Raw genomic sequence first — 21979 nt, 5'->3', positions numbered from 1 at the left:
CCGGGCCTGCTCGGCGCCCCTTCCTCGGACTCCACCCGCACATCGCTAAGACCGTGACCAACCTGGAGTAGTGGCTCACGACTCGATGTCCCCACCTCATGCAAGAATTCGACTGGTGTTGTGCTTCCCCCGGCACGACGCCGCTGGGATTTCACACTGGAGACTCATCCATGCACGGATTCATAGTGCCCGCAATCGCGGTACTCTTCATGCTCGGCTTCGTGGTCTGGTACAGCTATGCGCTGTTTGTTGCGCACCACAAGCTCAACGCCCGCCTCGACGCACTGGAGGTAGCCGCCGCAGACGCAACCGACACGCAGGCGTCAAATCCAGACCTGTGGCAGGAGTGGGAGCGATCCCTGGTGCACGATGCTCGGCATGAGCAGACATACCGCACGCTGAACGCGGAAGACGTCTTCACACCGGAGCACCTCGCTCCAGTCCTCACCCGCTATCGTGCGCTGCCGGCCGCACCAAGCATCTTCACCGGAATCGGGGTGCTCTTCACCTTCATCGGCCTGGCTGTCGGGTTCAACGGCTTGAACCTCGGCTCTGCAGGGGCGACCCCCAACGGCATCGTCGACAGCGCGGGCCAACTGGTTTCCGCCGCAGGAATCGCATTCACAGCCTCGATCGCGGGCATCTTCTTCAGTATCGTCTTCAACTTGTGGGAGAAGTACGCCGAGAGACGCGCACTCGAGCGGGTGTCCGAGTTCCACACCACGATCGATCACAAGTACCCACTGCTGACGGCCGAGCAGAACCTGCTGCAGATATCGCTGGCGCAGACCCAGGCGACCGAAGCATTGCAAGAGCTTCACGAACGCATCGGAAACCGCCTGCAGGAGACGCTGGAGCAGCAGTCCGCCACGATGCGGGAGCAGTTGGCCGAATCGATCTCCACTTCCCTGGCGCCGGCCATGGCGACACTCGTCAACGCGACCACGGAGCAGTCGAGCACAGTATTCGAGTCCCTGATCGATCGGTTCGCATCCTCGTTCTCAGAACTCGGCGCACAGCAACGAGAAGCTCTGGATCAATCGTCTGCGAAATTGGGCGCCGTGATCGAGTCGATGACACCCCAGATCACCACGTTGATCGACTCGATGCAGGCCCAGTCCGCCGCACTTGCCGAGCAGCAGCAGCACGTCCTGACCTCGCTAGAGGAGCTCAGCGCAGAATTCACAACAGCTACCGCGGACATGGCCTCAAGCGCGAACGACCTGGAAGCCATCAGCGAACGCTTCACCGCGGCCAGCAACGCACTGTCGAATGATCTCGCCGAGTCGACGAACACGCTGCAAGACGTTTTCGCACGGCTGGACGCACAAACAGCTCGTAGTGCAGACCTCACCGAACGAACGATCTCCCTCTCCGAGAGTGTCGACGAGGCCTCCACACTGCTGACCTCGGCGACGTCGACGATGGGAAGCGAGCTCGACCGATTCGCCAGTATTCAGCAGACCTTCCGAAGCGACCTCTCAGGGACAGCCGCAAGCCTGGCTGAGGAACTCCGCTCCCATGTCGGAGAGGTCTCGAAGCGCATCTCGACCTGGCTGAACGACTATTCCTCGGACGTGGAGCGCCAGATCGAGTCTCGAATGGAGACCTGGAACTCAGTGAGCCAGGATTACGCCACGAACATGCTCGCCACCGCCCAAGCGCTCAATGCGACGGTGGATGATCTGACGCGACGCCGTGAGCCGCTCGAAAGCGCAGTCGAGTGAACAGGGCCCGTGGCAGGCGCGCGCATCGCCGCGGCGAAGTGGGCGACCCGTATTGGATCTCTTTCACCGACCTGCTCACCGCACTCCTCTTCGTGATCATCTTGGCTGCTCTCGCGTTCATGGCACAGGTCGGCGAGAAGCAGCAGGCATTGGCAACGCTTGAAAGCCAACTGACAAGTCGAATCGACAGCTTGGAGGCGCAGCGCGAGGCTATCGACACGCAGGTCGTCGAGCTGTCCAAGGCGGAGGAGATCCGAACGGAGATTCTCGACGAAGCCAAGACGGAACTCGCAAAGCTCGGAATCAAAGTCGAGTTGAACGATGATCAGACAGTTCTGAGCATTCCGACAGAGGAACTCGGCTTCGCCTCCGGGCAGTATGAGATCGCTCCAGCCCATCAGGCTCGCGCCGTCGACATCGGCAAGGTGCTCCACAAGATCCTGACCCGCGACGGCAGAGCCAAGTATCTGGACACGATCTTCATCGAAGGCCACACGGACGGACGGCCCTTCAACGGGCTGAACGGGACGGGCAACTGGGGACTGTCCACATTCCGCGCAATTTCGCTGTGGCAACTCTGGCTCGACAGGATTCCGGCGAAGGACAGCTTGGACGCGATGCGAAACTCCGCTGGGCACAAGCTCGTGTCCGTGTCCGGATACGCCGACACTCGCCCGGTCCGTGGCTCTGCAGGAGACGCGACCGACGTTCCGGAGAACCGAAGGATCGACATCCGCATCACTGTCATTCGCCCCTCCAGCGCAGATCTGGACGCGATCCTTGACGTCGGCAACGACGGTGGCAACGGATGACTCTCCGCCTCCCACCGATCGGCCTGCAGCTCCCTCCTGCCTGGGGTGAGGCGGAGTCCCAAGCGTGGATACATCTGCGGGAAGGTGCGAGGCAGCTGTCGGATCGTGCGCTCGCAGGAGGAGATGTTCGATCGGCAGCGAAAGCGATCCGCATACCGCTCAGAGAAGGCCGAGAGGCCGACGTGGTCGCGCTGATCGACGGGGCCCGGATGGCACGAGCACTGGCTTGGCTGTGGGTGGAAACAGACGGCGATTGCCGTGACACCGTGTCAACGCTCCTGCTCGACGCTGTTGCTGCTCACACTCCTTCGAGAGCAACCCTGCATTTCCTTGCACGGCTCTACTTCGAGCGTTTCGACACGCTTGACGCACCAGGAGGCCGCACACGGCGTTCGGTCCTTCAGAAGCTTCAAGACACACTGCGCACGGGAGCCCTGGAGTTCGGAGACAGTGCACCTGAAACTGCTGGCATCGTCCCCTCTCTGAGCACTCATGCAGAAACCCTGCTCGCTCGGAGCGCACCTGAGAAGTTCGCCCACGAGTCGTATGCCGCCGGACGCCAGTACGAAGCCGCCGTGCGGTTTTTCGGCACAGACGGTTTCATGAGCGGGCGCTTCGGCGAACTCGTGCGACAGTATCTCGTCCTCGAGCAGTTGAAGACGATACCCATGGATGATGCTGGACCGCTGCTCACCGAGCTTCGATCGCCGGTCCTGCATAATGCTGCTCACATCGGCGGTCACCTGTTCGGCCATGCGGCTCTCAGCGTGATGATCGATCGCGCCGGCGAGGCCTCGCCGCCTGCCGACTGGCAACAGGCTGTCCTCGACATCGCCTCCGACCCGCGGAGGGTGAACAGCGATGACTTCAGAAAATGGTGGTCAAAGCTCGGCCCCGTGCGTGTCAGAACGGTCACGCGCTGGATCGCAGTCGACGAACTCGCCCTGTTCCTGGACTCGCTGAAATCGTTCGCCGCGGAGACCGGAAACGACGATATGACACGGATGTTCCTTCCCCGGAAGAAGTTCCTCGAAGGCTTGCTCATGGATGGTCACGTCGAGAGTTCCCGCCTGTTCCTCGGTGGGCGCGCACGGTCGGCCGTCCAGCGGCGGGGCCGATCGTTGCTGAGCATCCCATTGCTGGAGGGCAACGGGGTAAGCGAACGGGCCCTGATCTACCTCGATTGCGGCGACTTCCACATGATCGAGGGGACCCACAACACAAAGCTCTGGGCATACCTCTTGGAACCGCCGTCCTACGTGACGGACTGGCATCGATACAGCTACACGTATGCGTCGCTCACAGCGGGCATGGCTGAAGCATTCGACAAACAACATGGTGCGCCTGGGCCACTCAACCGCAACGACTTCGTGCACCGAGCCCATTGGCAGGACAGAGTGCTCGGTTACCTGGCCCGTCACCTGATCCACGTCAATCCGGAGACCGTGCTCGAGCGCCACGACTACTCGCGTTTCCGGCGCACGCCCGAGTACGCGATGATGGCCGCACTCTCCTACGACTCAGCGGCACGAACTTCGAAAGACATCAAATGAGCTTGAGAGACCTCGTCGAGCAGATCTTGACCCGTCGAACGAATCAGGGCACGCATTCGCCCGCAAGATTCGTGCAGGAGATCGACTCGGACGGTATCAACTTTGTCCTCGTCGACGGAACGCTGGAGCAAGTCGCACAAGGCAGCGCCGATGCCACGACATTGACGCAATTCGTGGCACTGCAGATGCTTCAAGAGCAGGGACTGGCCGCTCCGCTCCCCCTCGGCTTCAGCGTCGCCTCAGACGCAATCGTGCGCATCGATCCCGCCCTTGCAGACGCCCTGCTTCTACCGCCTTTGTTCGTCGCCAGTATCGATGTCAACTTCGATGCGTACACAACATCACACGCGTTCCGCGCCTATGCCACAACGCCGATCGATGGACAGGATCGGGCACTGACGGTGAAAGGCGGATGCCTCTTCGTCGGCGGTCGCCGATATCGTGCTGATGACGCGCAGTGGACGGCGCTCACGTCGATCGGACAGCACTCCGCACTCGCGGAGGCCGAGCGTGATGAGTCCACGAACGTTGCGCTCGTCGGAACCCTTCTGGCCGCTTCGAAGTCGAACGACCACATCCGCGTGTCTTACTTCGCGCGGGGCGGCTGGGAAGTCTCCAGCCCGACACGTGTGGGTGTCAGCGGACGAATGGACTCCTCCGGGAATCTGACCCTCACTCCAACTTTCGATGCCGCAGTCGACCCGTCCCTGCTCGAGTCACGTTGGCGCCAACTGTCGACGAACAACGCCCGCGGAGTGCTCCGCGTGGAGAAGCACATTGTCGCTCTTGACGAGCAAGCCATGGACGGCGTGCGAGAGGTCCTCACACACAGAACGGTACCTGCCGCACAGGTCCCCTCATTCCTCAAAGCCCCCAGCGCATTCCTCGACGCAGCCCTGGTCGACCTTGATCTTGGCTTCTCCGTCAGGGTCGAGGGTGTCGGTACCGTGCAGCACGTTGACTTCACCGACCTGACCGCGAGTGGCATCGACTGGTTTCAGAGCGACACGCTGCTGAGTCCTGCGTCGATCCTGACGACTCTGCTCCGAAGTCCTGACGATATCGCAGCTTTCGAGAGCCAGCTCTCCGCCGCCATTACTCAGGGTGCAACCGCGCTGAACTTCTCGGATCACTTGATCGATGTCTCGGATCCCGACGCGGTACTCGAAGAGATCGTGAAGATCCGACGAGACCTGGCGAACCCGGCGCCGTCCGAACGACCTTCCGCAGCCACCGTCGAGCGTGCGGAGAAGGTATCGCTGATTCTCCGCGATACTGCCGATGTCATCGAAAGCCTGCGACAACGGGCAGCGGAAGCATCCACCACGGTTCAACTGGATCGCACGCCGCTCGCGCGCGCTCCTTTCCCTCACCAGGTCGAGGGCATCGAGTGGTTGCTGGGCTTGATTTCGGCAGCAGACTCCGAGGATCAGGACGAGCTGTACCGGCTGCAAGGCGCACTGCTCGCAGATGACATGGGGCTGGGCAAGACGTTCATGGCGTTGGCCGCAATCGCGCAGTACAACTCACGAGTCCGGGCGGTTCACGGGGCGAACCGCGTCCGGCCGACGCTTGTAGTAGCGCCGCTGAGCCTCCTGGAGAACTGGGAAGCCGAAGTCGCCAAGAGCTTCAGCGCATCGCCCTTCACGGACATCGTCGTGCTCCAGTCGAGCCGCGATCTGCGCCGATTCTCCCACCCTGGCAGGGGACGTGAAACACGACAGGCATCGTCACTGCTGGACGCCGAGGAGCGCATCGAAAGCAGCAGATTGCGTCTCACCCTCAGAACCGGTTCAGAAAGCGGTCAGGACCGACTCGACCTGCCAGGGCGACTCGTGCTGACTACGTACGAGACCCTGCGGGACTATCAGCTGTCAATGGCCCAGATCGACTGGAGCGTCGTCGTCTTCGACGAGGCTCAGGCGATCAAGAACCCGAACGCGATGCGCACTCGAGCCGCGAAGGGGCTGCGCGCGACATTCAAGCTCGTCACCACCGGCACTCCCGTCGAGAACTCTCTGGGCGAGTTCTGGTGCCTGGTGGACACGGCGCAGCCGGGACTTCTCGGTGACTGGAATACGTTCCGCGATACGTGGATCGCACCGATCCTTCAAGCCGATGACGAGTCCAGAGACTCCATCCGGCTGGTCCAAGGAAAAGGTCTGCGCGATGCTGTAGGTCCGTTCATGCTGAGACGCATCAAAGAGGACCATCTGAAAGGCCTGCCGGCGAAGCACGTGCACTCGCCCTTCACACCGGGAGATTCGGAGGATGGACAGGTTGCTCTCGCGCAGCGAATGCCGCCTGCTCAGCAATCGTCGTACGACGGAATCCTCCGTTCGCGCGTGCAGGCACCAGACGCCCCCTCAAGCCATCCTCTGTCGGTCTTGACACAGCTGCGCGCGGTGAGCGTGCATCCAGAGCTCGGCCTACACGGCTCGCATCCCGACTGGCCCGCGACCCGAGCCACCGCTGAGTCTCAGATGCGGGAGTCCGGAAAACTGATCGGCCTGGTGAACATCCTCGACTCCGTGAGACAGAAGGAAGAGAAGGTGATCATCTTCGCGATGTCCAAGGACCTCCAGCTGCTGTTATCCCTGTGGATTCTGCAGGTGTACGGTCTGCGTCCCTACATCATCAACGGGGACACAGCGGCGATCGCAAAGCCCACGCAGCGCTCCCGGCGGCAACTGATCGAGGACTTCGAAGCGACCGATGGCTTCAACGTCATCATCATGTCTCCGATCGCGGCGGGTACGGGCCTGACTGTGGTCGGCGCCAATCACGTCGTCCACCTCGAGCGTCACTGGAACCCGGCTAAAGAAGCGCAGGCGACAGACCGGGCATATCGAATCGGACAGACACGCGAGGTCCATGTCTATTACCCGGCGTCGATCCATCCCGAGCACGAGTCGTTCGACGTTCTCATCGACCGTCTGCTTGCAAGCAAGGTGATGATCAAGGACGCCGTCATGGAGCAGGGCGAGGTCAGTGAGTCGGAGCTGATGTCGATCTTCAACCTCTCGCCAACGCCCGCTCAAGCGGGCTGAGCAGCTCCCATCAGTTAGGCACCACCACGCACCGATACCGCGCCCGCGTCAGCCCGACGTACAGCAGGTCGAACCAGTCCAGGCCCTCGCCGCGCACGAAGCTCACGGCGTCGTCGCCGATGTCCGTCAGGATCACAGCCTCGGCATCCAGGCCCTTGTACTTGAAGATCGACCCCCACCGCACCCGGCCTGCAGGCGCCTTCGGAAGCGCAGAAGCAGGAGAAGGCCCGGGGACCACTGCGGCTACCGGCGCCTCGACAAGATCCACCCGCCCCAGCTCCACCGACGCGACCTCATCCGTCACCCGCAGCCGATCCCTCAGCCAGCGCTCCTCCTTCGAGAAGTTCTCCGCGGCCAGCAGCCGGCCGACCAGCGAACGGTGCCCTCCGAACGGGCTGAGGATCACGATGTCGTGCGCCTGGTGGTTCTCCAGCAGCTCGCGCAGCGCCTCGGCGAGAGCGTGCGACGCATCACCGGCATCCGAAACCCTCTTGATCTCGAGCGCCCCCTCGATCGTCGACGTCGTCCGGTGCCCTCGGTAGCCGAACTTGCGCGACAGCAACTCCTCGGCCGAGCGGGTCAGCCCGCTCACCTGCCGAAGTCCGCGACGCAGCGCGACGTGCACCAGGTCCGAGATGCGCTCGCGCACAACCGCATACGGGTCGACGTGCGCGTCGGCGGGCCGCAGGATCTGCTGGTGCGGGTCGCCGGCGAACGCCAGCTTGGTGCCGTTCGCCGAACCGGATGCCGCGAGCGCGAACAGCAGATCCAGCACGGCGGGGAAGCCCGCGATGTCCTGGAACTCGTCGACGCAGATCGCGTCGTAGGCGCCGAGCGACGGATCCGCCTGCACGGCGGCGAGTGCCAGGGCAGGCAGTTCTTCCGAGTACCACTCGCGTCCGGCATCCGCCGGGTTCTCGTCGAGTCCTGCCAGCCGCAGCATGAGCGAGTTGAGGTCGGCGACGACGATGTCGCGGTGAGTGCGGAGCATGTCGCGCAGCTCGTCGGCCATGAGCACGTTCCAGCAGACGACGAGGGTGCGGTGCCCGCCGCGCCAGCGCTTGGCGAGCTGCGCTATCAGATAGCTCTTGCCCGTGCCGGCGGGGCCGTCGAAGTAGATGTGGTCGTTGCGCTCGATCATGTCGAGCACCCGCGCCTGGCTCTTGAGCAGGTGGCGCTCGTCGTCGAGGCGCTCGAGCTTGCGGTCCTTCGCTGTGCGTCCGCCCGCGAAGTCACCGAGCAGAGCGGATGCAATCGATTCGACGTGCTCGGCCGTCATCACCGACGGGTCGTGCTCGACGCCCTCGACGGCCGAGTACCACGCGTCGTGCTCGTCGAGCAGGTGGCCCAACGCCTTGATCGGATGCTGCAGATCACCGCGCCACGCGAGCTCCCACTCGAAGAACTGCATGTCGCCCGGGGTGGCGTTGTTGAACTGGTGCCGCTCGAGCGACGTGAACCACACGAGGCGCGCGATCGGCTCGCTGCCGGTGAGGATCTCCCGGTGCTTCAGGTAGCCGCGCAGGCTGCGGATACTGCCGTCCAGCTGCGCGAACGGGCTCTTGCCCGGGTTCGGCACCCGATCGAGCCGCCACTCTCCGTCCTTGTACTCCACGTACTCCGGGCTCTTCGCCTCGATCACGACGATGCCACGCCCCGGGATCAGCACGATGAAGTCGGCCTCGCCCTGGAACTGCGCTGCGTGACGGCGGATCTCCAGGCTGTGCAGCACGATCCAGTCATCGGCATCCTGCGCCCCCGCGAACGCGTCGAAGATGCGCTTCTCGGACGTGTTGGCGCCGGCACGGGGGCGGGCGGGGATCATGCGGGTCATGGGGCTCAGGGTAGCGGGCCGGTCCGACGTGGGGTCGCACGTGTACGGACCTCGACTGTCGAGAACAACGTCGGAGGCCCTTCGTAGGCTCCAGGGCATGGCCGGCGGCTTCACAGTCGCATCTCGCCAAGCCCCACTCAGGGAGGAAGTCATGCCGGAGAACTCGGCTCCACGCAGAGCACCTTTCACGCCGTCGGACGGTCCACTCATAGAGCGCGTCTCCCAGCTGATCGAGCAGACCCGCACCACCGTCGCAATCCAGGCCAATGCAGCCCTCACGTTGCTGAACTGGCACATCGGTCGCATGATCGACGTTGAGGTGCTCAAGGAGAGCCGGGCCGACTACGGTCGACAGATTGTTGCGACACTGTCACAACAATTGACGCAGCGATTCGGGCGCGGCTTTGACCGCACGAATCTGACGCGGATGGTTCGGTTCGCACAGGCATTCCCCGACCTTGACATCGTCGCCTCACTGGCACGGCGACTGAGTTGGAGTCATTTTCTGGCGCTGCTCCCTGTTCGCCCCGAGGCCCGAGACTTCTACACCAAGCAAGCCACAACCATGCAGCTCAGCGTGCGCGCGCTGCGCGAACTCATCGGCCGCCAGGGTTACGAGCGCAACGAAATCGCCAACACGCAGGATCCGGACGGAGCAGTAGTACCGCTCGACAGCTTCCGCGACCCGTACTTTCTTGACTTCCTCGGACTCAACGACGCCTACACAGAGAGCGATCTCGAAGATGCCATCATCCGTGATCTCGAGCCGTTCCTACTTGAAGTCGGAGACGGGTGGGCGTTCGTCGCGCGGCAGAAGCGAATGCCGGTCGGTGACGACGATTTCTTTCTGGACCTACTATTCTTCTCCCGCCCGCTGCGCCGGTTGATCGCCGTGGAACTGAAGATCAGCAAGTTCAAGCCCAGTTTCAAGGGCCAGATGGACCTCTACCTCAAGTGGCTTGACAAGTACGAGCGTCGCGAGGGCGAGAATACCCCGATCGGCCTGATCCTCTGCACCGAAGCAAGTCGTGAGCAGATCGAGCTGCTGGAGCTGAACAAGGACGGCATTGTCGTGGCCGAGTACTGGACGACTCTTCCACCGAAGGCGGAGCTCGAGGCTCGGATCACCGCAATCTACCGCGATGCCCAGGAACGGCTAGCCCGGCGGCAGCTTGATGCTTCTGAGGGCGGTCAAAGGAGCGCCCCGGAAGAAGCGTGACGATCAGCACCATGCCTCGGCAGCCCTGCAGTGCAGGCTACGTCGTACAGAAGCAGCTGATGCTGCCGTCCCAGCTGTGCCCACCTCGGCACCGTGCGCACCGGCGAACGCGGCCCTGTCGATAGGCTGGCCCCATCACCCGCCAACGTTCGGAGAGTCACGTGAAGAGGCAGATCAACGTCGTCGGAGCAGCCATCGTTCGCGACGGAACGATCCTCTCGGCACAGCGGAGCCCGTCAATGTCGCTCCCCGGTAAGTGGGAGTTCCCTGGCGGCAAGATCGAGACGGGCGAGACTCCCGAACAAGCGCTCCGTCGCGAACTCGAGGAAGAGCTGCTGTGCACGATCGACGTGGGCGAGCATGTTGAGACGACGAGCTACGAGTACGACTTCGGGATCGTAACGCTCACGACGTTCTACGCAAAACTTGTAAATGGCGAGCCGCATCTCACCGAGCACTCCGAGATTCGGTGGATCCCCACGGCGGAGTTGGACTCAGTGGAATGGGCCCCGGCAGATGTCCCTGCGGTCCAGCAGATCATGCGCGACTTTGCCGCATAGGGCGTTACATGGACGCGCCATCACAACTGCAACTCGACAACGCCTTCGGCTTCCTTGACAAGTCGGTCCAATCAGATCAGCTCTTCCACCCGCTGCTCATCGCCAACGACGGTGCGAACACGATGCTCCGTGCTATCCGCCACGAGTTGCGCCGCTCGCTCACCTTTACTTTCTCGACGGCGTTCGTCACGACGAGTGCCGTGGCAATGCTCAAACAAGCGCTGCTGGACTTCCCGGGTAAGGGCACGATCATCACGTCCACCTACCTCGGCTTCAACTCGCCGGCGGCATTCCGAGAACTACTCAATATCCCCCGAGTCGATGTCTTCGTCTACTCCGGGGAACGCGGCGGCTTCCACGCCAAGGGCTACCTCTTCGAGCAGCCGAACAGCACCACGGCAATCGTCGGCAGCTCAAACCTCACCGAATCAGCCCTGCTCACGAACCAGGAGTGGAACCTCCGATTCTCGGCACTCCCCGACGGCGACATCGTTGATCAGCTACGCCGCGCAGTCGACGCGCAGCTCGCGGCTTCGAACCGGCTCACCGAAGAGTGGGTCAACGCGTACGAAGTCACGTATGTGGCTCCCATCCCGCGTACATCGGTCATCAACGGCGGCGGGAGCAATCCGGGAACCGCATCGCCGCCGATTGTTGCGAACGCCATGCAAGCCGAGGCACTCGTCGAGATCCAGAAGCTACGCGAAGCCGGCGAGAGGCGTGCCGTCGTCATCTCAGCGACGGGCACAGGAAAGACGATCCTCTCTGCACTCGATGTTCAGGCGTTCGCGCCACAGCGGATGCTGTTCGTCGTCCACCGCGACCAGATCCTCGATCGTGCGATCGAAGAGTTCCGTCGTGTGCTTGGTGCTCCTCCAGACGACTTCGGAAAGTTTGTCGGGTCAAGACGCGAACTTGACCGCAAGTACGTCTTCGCGACAATCCAGTCGCTGACGAACGCCGACAACCTCAATTCGATCCCGCCCGCGTACTTCGACTATGTCCTGATCGACGAAGTCCATCGCGCCGGTGCAGGCTCTTACCGCAAGGCGCTCGACTATCTGAAGCCCGAGTTCCTTCTCGGAATGACAGCTACTCCCGAGCGCACCGACGGATTCAACGTCTTCGAACTGTTTGACTTCAACGTGCCATACGAGATTCGCCTCCAGAAGGCTCTTGAAGAGGAGATGCTGGCACCGTTCCATTACTACGGAGTCACGGACTTCGTGAAAGACGATGAGGTCATCGACGACGCGAGTCAGCTCGCAACGCTGGTCGCACCCGAGCGCGCGGATCACATCATCAACGCCATCGAGACATACGGCCATGTCGGCGTCCCCGTACGGGGACTCATGTTTTGCAGCCGCAAGGACGAAGCGCACGAACTTGCAACGCTTCTCAACCAACGCGAAGTCCACGGTCATCGCCTGCGAACCGTAGCTCTGACGGGAGACGACTCAAGCGAGACCCGAGAGGCAACCGTTGAGCGGTTGGAGTCAGGTGATCTCGACTACATCATCACTGTCGACGTCTTCAACGAAGGCATCGACATCCCGACGGTGAACCAGGTCGTCATGCTGCGTCAAACAAAGTCCAGCATCATCTTCACGCAACAGCTTGGTCGAGGGCTACGCAAGGCCGCAGGCAAAGACCACCTGATCGTCATCGACTTCATCGGGAACTACACCAACAACTATCTGATCCCGATCGCGCTGTTCGGCGACAACAGCCTCAATAAGGATTCGATCCGCAAGAAGATCATGGACTCGCAGGAGGCAGGCGCGATCTCCGGGCTCTCCAGCGTCAACTTCGACAAGATCTCACGCGAGCGAATCTTCCGGTCTCTCGCCGAGACGAAGCTCGACAGCATCCAGAACCTCAAGCGGACGATCGTCGAGCTCGAGAATCGACTCAATCACCCGCCCACCCTCTTGGACTTCGCTCGTTTCGACACCGCCGATCCCGTGGTCGTTGCGACCAAGCGTGACAACTATTGGCAGCTCCTCCACTCGCTGAGGCGCATCGATCGCGGACCAACGCCGCAGCAGTCCGGATGGCTCACGTTCGCGTCGAACGAGATTCTCAACGGCAAGCGGCCGCACGAACTCCTGCTGTTGCGAGCTCTGCTCGACAACCCCGAACGACGCATCAGCACATCCGACTATCGGCAGCTGCTCGCCAACAACGGCACCACCTCAGACTCAGCAACTATCGAATCCGTTGTGCGGATCATCGAACTCGACTTCTTCACGGAGGCTGAGCGCGCGAAGTATGGGACGCCCGTGGCCCAGCTGCTCGGGGATCAGATCTCGCTGTCGACTGATCTTGCCGCCAGCGTCGCTGAAGACCCTCTCTTCGCGAGCCATTTGGACGACATCATCGATACTGGCCTCTTCCTCGCCCGCCACCGGTATCAATGGAACGGCAGCATGGTGGTCGGGCAACGATATTCACGCAAGGATGCGTGCCGCCTTCTCAACTGGCAGAAGAACGTCCAAAGCACGATCTACGGATACAAGGTCGACTACACATCGATGTCCTGCCCGATCTTCATCACCTACGACAAGCATGAAGATATCTCTGCCAGCACAGCGTACGGCGACGAATTCCTGAACGAGTCAACTCTGCACTGGTTCACACGGAGCCGCCGCACTCTTGAGAGCGGCGAAGTGAAAGCCATCGTCGAGAACAAGATCCCGCTCTACCTCTTCGCCAAGAAGGACGACGCTGAGGGGACAGACTTCTACTTCCTTGGAGAGGCCCGCTCCTCGAACGCGGTGCAGACCAAGATGCCCGATGCAAAGGGCGTTCCACTGAACGTCGTCACCATGGATCTCGGGATCGAGTCCCCACTGGAGCGGAGCCTGTATGAGTATCTGGCAGGAACTCGGGTCTAGCGACCCGCCCTGCTACCGTGCATCCCATGCCCTCCCCCGCAACTCTCGCCGCACTCCGAGCCTTCGTCGCCGAGCGTGAATGGGACCAGTTCCACTCAGCCGAGAACCTCGCCAAGAGCATCTCGATCGAGGCCGCCGAGTTGCTGGAGCTGTACCAGTGGGGGCAGACGCCAGACCAGGAGCGAGTGGAGGAAGAGCTCGCCGACGTGCTCACCTACTGCATCCATCTGGCGAACAAGATCGGCGTCGACATTGACGAGATCATCCTCAGCAAGCTCGAGAAGACGCGCGCCAAGTACCCGATCGAGCTCGCGAAAGGGCGGATGGTCAAGTACACGGAGCTGGAGCGGTGAGCTTCAGCATCCAGCGCATCCCGTTCCACAAGGATCACGTCGAGGACTGGGCCAAACGCAACCAGCCCCTCATCAACTGGCCCGTCGTCTACGTTCTCGACAGCGCGAACACACCGCAGAAGCTCTACGTCGGCGAGACGACCGGCACCCAGAAGCGCATGCGCCAGCACCTCGCAAGCCCCGCGAAGACGGGGCTCACCGACATCCGCGTGGTGATCGACGAGCGCTACAACAAGTCGGTCTGCCTCGATCTGGAATCGCACCTGATCCGCTGGTTCCACGGCGACGGCCAGTATGAGCTACTCAACGGCAACGACGGCCTCACCGACGCCCGCTACTACGACCGCGAGCTGTACCGGCAGTCGTTCCGCGACGTGTTCGACGCGCTGCGCGCCGAAGGGCTGTTCAGCCGCAGCATCCCGCAGATCGAGAACAGCGACCTGTTCAAGCTCTCGCCGTTCAAGGCCCTCACCGACGACCAGGCCATCGCCGTCGAGGACATCGTCGACGGCCTGCTGAAAGACCTTCAGGATCCAGGCCAGACATCCACCCTCGTCGTCGAGGGCGCACCCGGCACCGGCAAGACGATCATCGCGATCTTCCTCATGAAGCTGCTCGCCGACATCCGCGACTTCACCGATCACGACGACGTCGAGCCTGACTCGATGTTCGCGGAGTTCTTCACGCCCGAGAACGCCGACGCGCTCAAGGACCTGCGCATGGCGCTGGTCATCCCGCAGCAGTCGCTGCGCCTGTCAGTCAAGAAGGTCTTCCGAAAGACCCCGAAGCTCGACCCGTCGATGGTGCTGACGCCGTTCCAGGTGGGGGAATCGGATGCTGGATTCGACCTGATCCTGGTCGACGAGACCCACCGTCTCAATCAGCGCGCGAACCAGGCATCCGGCGTGCAGAACAAGAAGTTCGGTCTCATCAACCGGGCACTTTTCGGCGCGGACGACCCGAAATACACGCAGCTCGACTGGATCAAGGCGCGCAGCCGGCACCAGCTTCTGCTGCTCGATGGCGAGCAGACCGTGCGCCCGCACGACCTCTCGCCAGCCACCCTCAGCGCCGAACTGACCGCGGCGAAGAACGCGCACCGGCACTACCCGCTCACCACCCAGATGCGGGTGCGGGCCGGCGCCGACTACGTCGAGTACATCCGGATGCTGCTACGCGGCGCACCCGTGCAGCGCCCCGACCTCGGCGACTACGACCTGCGGTTCTTCGACGACCTCGGCGAGATGCGGCGGGCCATCCGCGCCCGAGACCGCGAAGTCGGGCTGTCGAGGCTGGTCGCCGGATACGCGTGGGACTGGGTGTCGAAGAAGGATCCGGCATCCTTCGACATCGAGATCGACGGCGAGCGAATGCGCTGGAACAGCACCGACAAGGACTGGATCAACTCCCCCGGCTCACTCGACGAGGTCGGCTCGATCCACACCGTGCAGGGCTACGACCTCAACTACGCCGGCGTGATCATCGGCCCCGACCTGCGCCTGTCCTCCGACCGCGAAATCGTCGCCGACCGCGACGCGTACCGCGACAAGAAGGGCAAGGAGAACACCGGCCACCTCAAGGGCGCCTTCACTGACGCCGACCTGCTGGTGTTCATCCGCAACATCTACGGAGTGCTGCTCACGCGCGGGATGCTGGGGACGTACGTGTACGTGTGCGATCCCGCGCTGCGGGAGCGGATGCGGGGGCTGCTCGGCTGAGCGACCTGATGGTGTACGCATTGACGTACACCCATCATCGTGTCAGAATCCTCGTACAGTACCGTCGATGTCTGAGTTCTCGTACGCATTGGCAATGGAAGGGAGCGCCCCGTGCTGGTGAACGCCTCACGCGATTGGGCGAACATCGTCCGCGATCGCCGCCTGGAACTCGGCCTGACCCAGACTGACCTCGCACAGCGGATCGGACGTGCCCGCCAATGGGTGGTGCGATTCGAATCCGGCCACGCCGGAAGCGCGAGCGTCGACAGCCTGATGGCGGTGCTCAATGCGCTCGATCTGTACGCCACGGTCGATATCGCTGAAGAGGACGTCGATCCGGATCCGATGTTCATGGACGTCGTCGACCCATGGGAAACACCGAAGGCGCAGCCATGAAGCTCACCGCCTACCTCAGCGGACAACGTATCGGTTGGTTCACGCAGCAGGACGGCGGCGACGTCGCTCTCGAGTTCGATCCAGCATGGCGGCGCGATGCCGGACGCCTTGAGCTGTCACTGTCGCTGCCGAAGAGCCGACGCCGGCATTCCGGTGACGCACCCGGGAACTTCCTCTGGAATCTTCTCCCCGACAACTCCGAAGTGCTGGAACGTTGGGGACGCTCATTCGGCGTCTCCCCGCGCAACCCGATGCGCTTGCTTGCGAACGTCGGGTTGGACGCGGCCGGCGCCGTGCAGCTCGTCGACTCGACCCAGTGGGATGGTCCGGAACTCGACGGGCAGGGCGGCGTCGATTGGGTTGACGACTCCGTCATCGCATCGCATCTGCGCGCACTGCGAGCCGATCCCTCCGCGTGGGTGGCGTCAGAACATGAGGGTGGGTACTTCTCGCTCTCGGGAGCCCAGTCGAAGTTCACCCTCGTCCGCGGCCCGGACGCGTGGGGATTTGCGAATGGTCGAGCCGCGTCGACGCATATCGTCAAACCGGGCGTGGCGGGACTCCGCCGCGGTGATCTGAACGAGCACCTGACGATGCGTGCGGCACGCCACCTCAAGATCGATGTCGCGCGCAGCCGAATCGTGCATTTCGAAGACGAGAGCGCCATCGTCGTCGAGCGTTTCGACCGGTATCGGCAACACGGCGAACCGGCGGCGGATTCGGCGATCGTCCGCAGACACCAAGAGGACTTCGCCCAAGCGACGGGCACGCATCCGACCGCGAAGTATCAGAACGAGGGCGGTCCGGGCATCGCCGCGATCTCCAGGCTCATCCTCGACTCCTTCGGTCCTGCCGCCCCCATGGAGGCGCTGAAGTTCTTCGACGCGACGATCTTCAACTGGGCCGCGCTCGGCACCGACGCCCACGCGAAGAACTATGCAGTGCTGTCCTCGACGACTCGAACGGGATGGCCTCGACTCGCGCCTCTGTACGACCTCGGCTCGGCACTGGCGTACCCCGAGATCAACGGCCGCAACGCAAAGCTCGCGATGTCGTTCGACGGCCACTACCGCACCTTCGAGATAGAGCCTCGACACATCGTGCGCGAGGCGAGCGTCTTCAACGATGTTCTGGGGCGGGGAGCCACGGAAGACTGGGTGCACTCGCGCGCACGGACATACATCGACGGGTTGCCGGACGCGCTGAGCCTTGCGGCTGAGGAGGCCTCGCTCGACGGGGAGGAGCGACGCTTCGCTGCGACTCTCATCGAGCGAGCAAGCGAGCGCACTCAGCAGCTGAAGCGCCAGCTCGAGCAGCGACCTTGAACAGCCACGCCCTCCTCGACTCGCCCTGACCTCAACGACGCCGGCGTAATCATCGGCCCCGACCTGCGCCTGTTCATCCGGACTCCGCATATCCAGCTGGCTGAGCCGGAACTCGTCGGGGGAAATCACCTCGAGATCCTGCCTTCGAAGTTCCGCCGCCGGGAAGTCGCGGAGGTTGGCGGTTACGATCGCATCCGCCCGTCCGCGGATGGCTGCAGCGATCACGTGGCGGTCCTCCGGGTCCGGCAGCCCACGCAGGCTCTCCTCGATCTCGTCGAAGTCTCCGACGCGGGCACCGGGGAACGTCTGATTCATGTAGCTGATGCGTCGATCTATCGCGCTCTGCTCGAACGACGAACGGACCATATGGATCGCGTCCGCAGCTTCCTTCAGAATCCGATCTGACCAGATCGGGAAACGAATACGCGGATCCTACTTCGCGATCCCCTGCAGCATCACCCGCACGGTCTCCTCGATCCACGCGGGCTCCAGGGGACGCCCGAGCAGCGCGTCGAAGGCCGCGATGGCGACGAACTGGTCGGCGATGACCTCAGCATCCGCCCTCACCTCACCGGCATCCGTCGCGACCTGCAGCCTTCGGATCACCCAGCTGCGGATCGGCTCGACCAGGCTCGCCGTCAGCCTCTCGCCCAACTCGGGGTTCGTCGCTATGACGGCAATGAGTGCACGCGCGATGGTCGAGCCCTCCGGATCCGACAGCGCAGCCGACGTCGCCGCGAACCAGGTGCGCAGATCGGCACCCAGATCATCCGTGAACGGAACCTCGACATCGGACCCGGGAAGCGCGCCCTCCAGCAGAGCCTCACCGAGGATCTCGGCCTTCGAGGGCCACCACCGGTAGATCGTCTGCTTGGCCACGCCCGCGTCGGCGGCGAGACCTTCTATCGTGACGGCCTCATAGCCTTCGGCGGCGAGTGTGCTGCGCATCGCTGCGAGCACGGACTGACGGGCTTTCTCACTTCGGGGGCGAGGCACTGGCCCAGAATATCGGTACGGGACGGTAAAAGATATGGAGACTGCGCGTTGCGCAAGCCCGTGCGAACGGATGCAGGCGACTCGGATCCGCCCCACGCTGCCACCGCCTGTTGCTAATCTGCTCGTATCCGACGCTCTTCGCCGGATCGTCGTGACCGGCACCGCTGCCGGGGTGCCCGGCGGGACATCACTGCACCGAAGGAGCGTCCATGCCAGACCCGAACCCCCGGCACCCCGAAGACATGCCCACCGATGCGTTCATCGTGCACGAGACGCCACGGGCGGCGGTCCCGCCTGTTCCGCCGGCGCCCGTGAACCCATATGCGCCACCGGCCGCCCCCGACCCGTACGCCCCACCGGCTTCGTCGCAGGTCGTGCCGCCCCAGCCCGCTCCGCCCGTTCACGGCATCCAGCCCTACCGCCCGCCACAGCCCGGCTATCCCACTCAGCCCGGCCATGCGCCGCAGGGGTACCCGCAACAGGGCTACCCGGCACAGCCCGGATACACACCCCAGGGCTACCCTCAGCAGGGCTACCCGCAGCAGGGCTACCCGCAACAGCCCTACCCCGCACAGCCCGGACAGATCGTGCCGACGTACCCGGGCCCGGCATCCCCGGCTGCGCAGAACCCGTATCCGTACGGCGTCATGCAGCCCGCGCCGCAGATCCGTCAGGGCAACGGCATCGCGGTCGCCGGATTCGTCGTGGGACTCGTGTCCGTGTTCCTGCCGCTCATCCTCGGCCTCGCCGCCGGCGTCACAGGACTCGTGCTCTCGATCGTCGGCATGAACCGCGCCAAGATCACTGTCTCCGGCCGCGGTCTCGCCATCGCCGGCCTGGTGCTCTCCATCGTCGGCATCGTGCTGCTCTTCTGACCGGCGCTCCCGCACAACGAAGGAGCCGCCATGCCATCGATCACTTCGAGATCCCGACCGGCGACGGCATCGCGGAGGCGTACCCCGCACGGCCCGACGGCCACCCAGCGGTGACCTGCCAGGCAGAACTTTCGTGCGTTCTGCTCACGCGCACGACCCCGAAACCGGGCCGCGCAGGTGCGAAGATGGCCATGGCGCTGCCGCCTCAGAGACGACGCGGACCCGACGACGCCATGGCAAGGACCCGTAGGAGATCGCGATGGGGCGCAGCAGCATCAGACTGTCGACGAACATCCTGCGCACCCAGTTGGCCGTGCTGTTCGCCGTGCTGCTGGTGGCCTTCGGACTCTCGCTGTGGCTCGTGCACGAGATGCTCGTGCACCAGTACGAGCAGCGCGCGCTGGCGATCGCGCAGACCGTGGCCGTCGACCCCGAGATCTCGGATGCCGTCACCCGCGACGACCCGACGGGCCTCGTGCAGGAGCGCGCGGAGGAGGTGCGGCACGCCAGCGGCGCGCTGTTCGTCGTGGTGACGGATGCCGCCGGCATCCGCTTCTCGCATCCCACCCCCGAGCGCATCGGAGAGCACGTCTCCACCGACCCCAGCGGTGCACTCGCCGGCCGCACCGTCGTCAACATGGAGCAGGGCACCCTCGGGCTCTCCGCCCGAGCAAAAGTGCCGCTGCGCGCCGCCGACCGGTCGATCATCGGCGAGGTCTCCGTCGGCATCGACGCCGGCGAGATCGCCGGCAGCCTGTGGCGGCTGGTGCCGTCGATCGCGCTGTACACCGGCATCGCCCTGGCCGTCGGCGTGACCGTCTCGCTGCTTCTCGCGAGAAGGCTCAAGCGCCAGACCTTCGGCCTGGAGCTCAACGAGATCGCCTCGCTGCTGCAGGAGCGCGAGGCCATGCTGCACGGCATCGCCGAGGGCATGGTCGGGCTCGGCCCGCGCAACGAGGTCGTGCTGCTGAACGACGAGGCCCGCCGGCTGCTCGGGCTGGACCCCGCAGCGAAGGGCCGCCGCATCGACCAGCTGGTGCCGGCCGGCCGCATCCGCGACATCCTCACCGGAACGACCTGTGGAACCGACCTGGTCGTGCTCACCGACGAGCACTGCCTGGTGATGAACAGGATGCCGGTGGATCTGCGCGGCCGGGATCTGGGCCACATCGTGACCATCTCCGACCGCACCGAGCAGGAGCGTCTGCTGCGCGAGCTGGACAGCGTCCGCGGCCTGACCGACGCGCTGCGCGCGCAGCAGCACGAGTTCGCCAACCGGGTGCACGCCCTGTCGGGGATGCTGGAGCTGGGCCGCACCGACGAGGCCGTCGAGTACATCCACGAGCTCTCCGCCACCGCCACCGACCTGGCCATGCGCCTGCAGCGTCGCATCGCCAGCCCGCAGCTGGTCGGCCTGCTGGTGGCCAAGTCGGTCGTCGCCTCCGAGCGCGGCGTCACCCTCACGCTCACCGACGAGTCCGAGCTGTCCGAGCAGGACGGCGACCCCCGCGCGCTGCTGACCGTGCTGGGCAACCTGCTCGACAACGCCATCGACGCCGCGAACGCCGGGCCCGCTCCGCGCACGGTCGAGGTCGACATGCGCTGCGACGCCGACGACGTGCACCTGCAGGTCTCCGACAGCGGCGCGGGCCTGCCCGCCGGCAGCGACGAGAAGGTCTTCGAGGACGGGTTCTCGACCAAGCCCGACGACGGCGTGCGGCGGCGCGGCCTGGGCCTGGCACTGGTGCACCGTGTGGTCACGCAGCAGCACGGCACGGTGCAGGTCTCCAGCGGACCGCATGCCGTCTTCACCGTCACCATGCCCCGGCACGGCACGCCCCACCCCGTCGAGGACTCCGAGGCGGTGTCACTGTGAACGACACCACCAGCATCCGCACCCTGATCGTCGACGACGACTACCGCGTCGCCGAGATCCACGCGGGATTCGTGGGCAAGATGGGCGGGTTCGAGGTGACCGGCCTGGCTCACACCGTCTCCGACGCGCTCATCGCCATCCGCGACACCCGACCCGACCTGGTACTGCTTGATCTGTATCTGCCGGACGGCTCGGGCCTGGACCTCATGCGCAGGATCGTCGACCTGCCCGACCCGCCCGGCGTCATCGTCATCTCAGCCGCGCGGGACTTGGACCACATCCGCTCCGCCATCGCCCAGGGCGCCGTGCACTACCTGGTCAAGCCGTTCGGCTTCGCCACCTTCGCCGAGCGGCTGAACGCGTTCCGCGACCTGCGCCTGCGCCTTCAGGACCTGGGCGCCCGCCACGCCGAAGCCGATCAGCAGGAGGTCGACTCGCTGTTCCAGCTGATGCGCACGGGGACCATCGCCGCCCCGCCCAAGGGTCAGTCCTCCGAGACCATGAAGCTCGTGCGGGACTTCGTCAGAAGAGCGGATGCCGATGTCTCGGCCGCCGAGGTGGCGCGGGGCATCGGCGTGAGCCGACCCACCGCTCAGCGCTACCTCTCCGCACTCGCGCAGCAGGGCTCGGTCGAGCTGACGCTGCGCTACGGAGCCACCGGCCGTCCTGAGCACCGTTACCGGGCCACCACCTCCGACTGACCGGTGCCGCGATCGTCGGGCACGCCCAGGCCCGCCCCCGCCGCCACCAGCAGCAGCGCCCCGCTGGCGCCCAGCACGCCCGCCGCC

16 protein-coding genes and 1 pseudogene are annotated in these 21979 nt (G+C 64.0%); 14 read left to right on the top strand and 3 right to left on the bottom strand.

Going from position 1 to position 21979, the window contains the following annotated elements:
* The first annotated feature begins 185 nt into the window (after nt 1-185).
* The 4 genes from zorA (at nt 186) to WA967_RS15195 (ending at nt 7142) form a co-directional block, all read left to right on the top strand.
* Nucleotides 186-1727: an anti-phage ZorAB system protein ZorA gene (gene zorA, locus WA967_RS15210; RefSeq protein ID WP_424424334.1), complete on the top strand. Its 1542-nt coding sequence runs from the start codon at nt 186-188 to the stop codon at nt 1725-1727.
* Nucleotides 1724-2539: an OmpA/MotB family protein gene (locus tag WA967_RS15205; RefSeq protein WP_424424332.1), complete on the top strand. Its 816-nt coding sequence runs from the start codon at nt 1724-1726 to the stop codon at nt 2537-2539. The genes zorA and WA967_RS15205 overlap by 4 nt, the downstream gene beginning before the upstream one ends.
* Nucleotides 2540-2721: 182 nt before the next feature.
* Nucleotides 2722-4092 carry an EH signature domain-containing protein gene (locus WA967_RS15200; protein WP_424424330.1) on the top strand — a complete coding sequence of 457 codons (1371 nt, stop codon included), beginning with the start codon at nt 2722-2724 and terminating at the stop codon, nt 4090-4092.
* Nucleotides 4089-7142 carry a DEAD/DEAH box helicase gene (locus tag WA967_RS15195; protein WP_424424328.1) on the top strand — a complete coding sequence of 1018 codons (3054 nt, stop codon included), beginning with the start codon at nt 4089-4091 and terminating at the stop codon, nt 7140-7142. The genes WA967_RS15200 and WA967_RS15195 overlap by 4 nt, the downstream gene beginning before the upstream one ends.
* A gap of 10 nt (nt 7143-7152) precedes the next feature.
* Here the strand turns inward: WA967_RS15195 and WA967_RS15190 are convergent, their stop codons facing one another.
* On the bottom strand, nt 7153-8976 hold the full coding sequence (locus WA967_RS15190) for an NERD domain-containing protein (protein WP_424424326.1): 1824 nt from the start codon (nt 8974-8976) through the stop codon (nt 7153-7155).
* A 97-nt stretch (nt 8977-9073) separates the two neighbouring features.
* On the opposite strand from WA967_RS15190, the gene WA967_RS15185 reads away from it, so the two are divergent.
* The 7 genes from WA967_RS15185 to WA967_RS15155 all read left to right on the top strand — a co-directional run bounded on the left by WA967_RS15185 (nt 9074) and on the right by WA967_RS15155 (nt 17444).
* The gene (locus WA967_RS15185) at nt 9074-10195 is read left to right on the top strand and encodes a PDDEXK nuclease domain-containing protein (protein ID WP_424424325.1); all 1122 of its coding nucleotides are present in this window, start codon (nt 9074-9076) and stop codon (nt 10193-10195) included.
* A gap of 161 nt (nt 10196-10356) precedes the next feature.
* Nucleotides 10357-10755 carry a (deoxy)nucleoside triphosphate pyrophosphohydrolase gene (locus WA967_RS15180; protein WP_424424323.1) on the top strand — a complete coding sequence of 133 codons (399 nt, stop codon included), beginning with the start codon at nt 10357-10359 and terminating at the stop codon, nt 10753-10755.
* Between the two features lie 8 nt (nt 10756-10763).
* Nucleotides 10764-13652: a DUF3427 domain-containing protein gene (locus WA967_RS15175; protein ID WP_424424321.1), complete on the top strand. Its 2889-nt coding sequence runs from the start codon at nt 10764-10766 to the stop codon at nt 13650-13652.
* Between the two features lie 26 nt (nt 13653-13678).
* Nucleotides 13679-14005 carry a nucleotide pyrophosphohydrolase gene (locus tag WA967_RS15170; protein WP_424424318.1) on the top strand — a complete coding sequence of 109 codons (327 nt, stop codon included), beginning with the start codon at nt 13679-13681 and terminating at the stop codon, nt 14003-14005.
* The gene (locus WA967_RS15165; protein WP_424424316.1) at nt 14002-15723 is read left to right on the top strand and encodes a DNA/RNA helicase domain-containing protein; all 1722 of its coding nucleotides are present in this window, start codon (nt 14002-14004) and stop codon (nt 15721-15723) included. Before WA967_RS15170 ends, WA967_RS15165 begins: the two co-directional genes overlap by 4 nt.
* A gap of 111 nt (nt 15724-15834) precedes the next feature.
* Nucleotides 15835-16119 (top strand): helix-turn-helix domain-containing protein, encoded by a 285-nt coding sequence (locus WA967_RS15160; RefSeq protein ID WP_424424313.1) that lies wholly within the window; start codon nt 15835-15837, stop codon nt 16117-16119.
* Nucleotides 16116-17444: a type II toxin-antitoxin system HipA family toxin gene (locus tag WA967_RS15155; RefSeq protein ID WP_424424311.1), complete on the top strand. Its 1329-nt coding sequence runs from the start codon at nt 16116-16118 to the stop codon at nt 17442-17444. The genes WA967_RS15160 and WA967_RS15155 overlap by 4 nt, the downstream gene beginning before the upstream one ends.
* A 183-nt stretch (nt 17445-17627) precedes the next feature.
* Here the strand turns inward: WA967_RS15155 and WA967_RS15150 are convergent.
* Both WA967_RS15150 and WA967_RS15145 read right to left on the bottom strand, forming a co-directional pair.
* Nucleotides 17628-17855: pseudogene (locus tag WA967_RS15150) on the bottom strand (PIN domain-containing protein); the annotation flags it as partial.
* A gap of 21 nt (nt 17856-17876) precedes the next feature.
* Nucleotides 17877-18392 carry a TetR/AcrR family transcriptional regulator gene (locus tag WA967_RS15145; protein WP_424424309.1) on the bottom strand — a complete coding sequence of 172 codons (516 nt, stop codon included), beginning with the start codon at nt 18390-18392 and terminating at the stop codon, nt 17877-17879.
* Between the two features lie 257 nt (nt 18393-18649).
* On the opposite strand from WA967_RS15145, the gene WA967_RS15140 reads away from it, so the two are divergent.
* The 3 genes from WA967_RS15140 (at nt 18650) to WA967_RS15130 (ending at nt 21892) form a co-directional block, all read left to right on the top strand.
* Nucleotides 18650-19315, top strand: a complete 666-nt coding sequence (locus tag WA967_RS15140) for a hypothetical protein (protein ID WP_424424306.1) — start codon at nt 18650-18652, stop codon at nt 19313-19315.
* Nucleotides 19316-19574: 259 nt separating this feature from the next.
* Nucleotides 19575-21191 (top strand): ATP-binding protein, encoded by a 1617-nt coding sequence (locus WA967_RS15135; RefSeq protein ID WP_424424304.1) that lies wholly within the window; start codon nt 19575-19577, stop codon nt 21189-21191.
* Nucleotides 21188-21892 (top strand): response regulator, encoded by a 705-nt coding sequence (locus tag WA967_RS15130; protein WP_424424301.1) that lies wholly within the window; start codon nt 21188-21190, stop codon nt 21890-21892. The genes WA967_RS15135 and WA967_RS15130 overlap by 4 nt, the downstream gene beginning before the upstream one ends.
* Nucleotides 21893-21979: the final 87 nt, after the last annotated feature.

The organism is Microbacterium sp., assembly GCF_049650565.1.
Lineage (GTDB): Bacteria > Actinomycetota > Actinomycetes > Actinomycetales > Microbacteriaceae > Microbacterium.
Note: the sequence above shows the minus strand (reverse complement) of the source record. Positions and strands in the feature narration are given on the sequence as shown.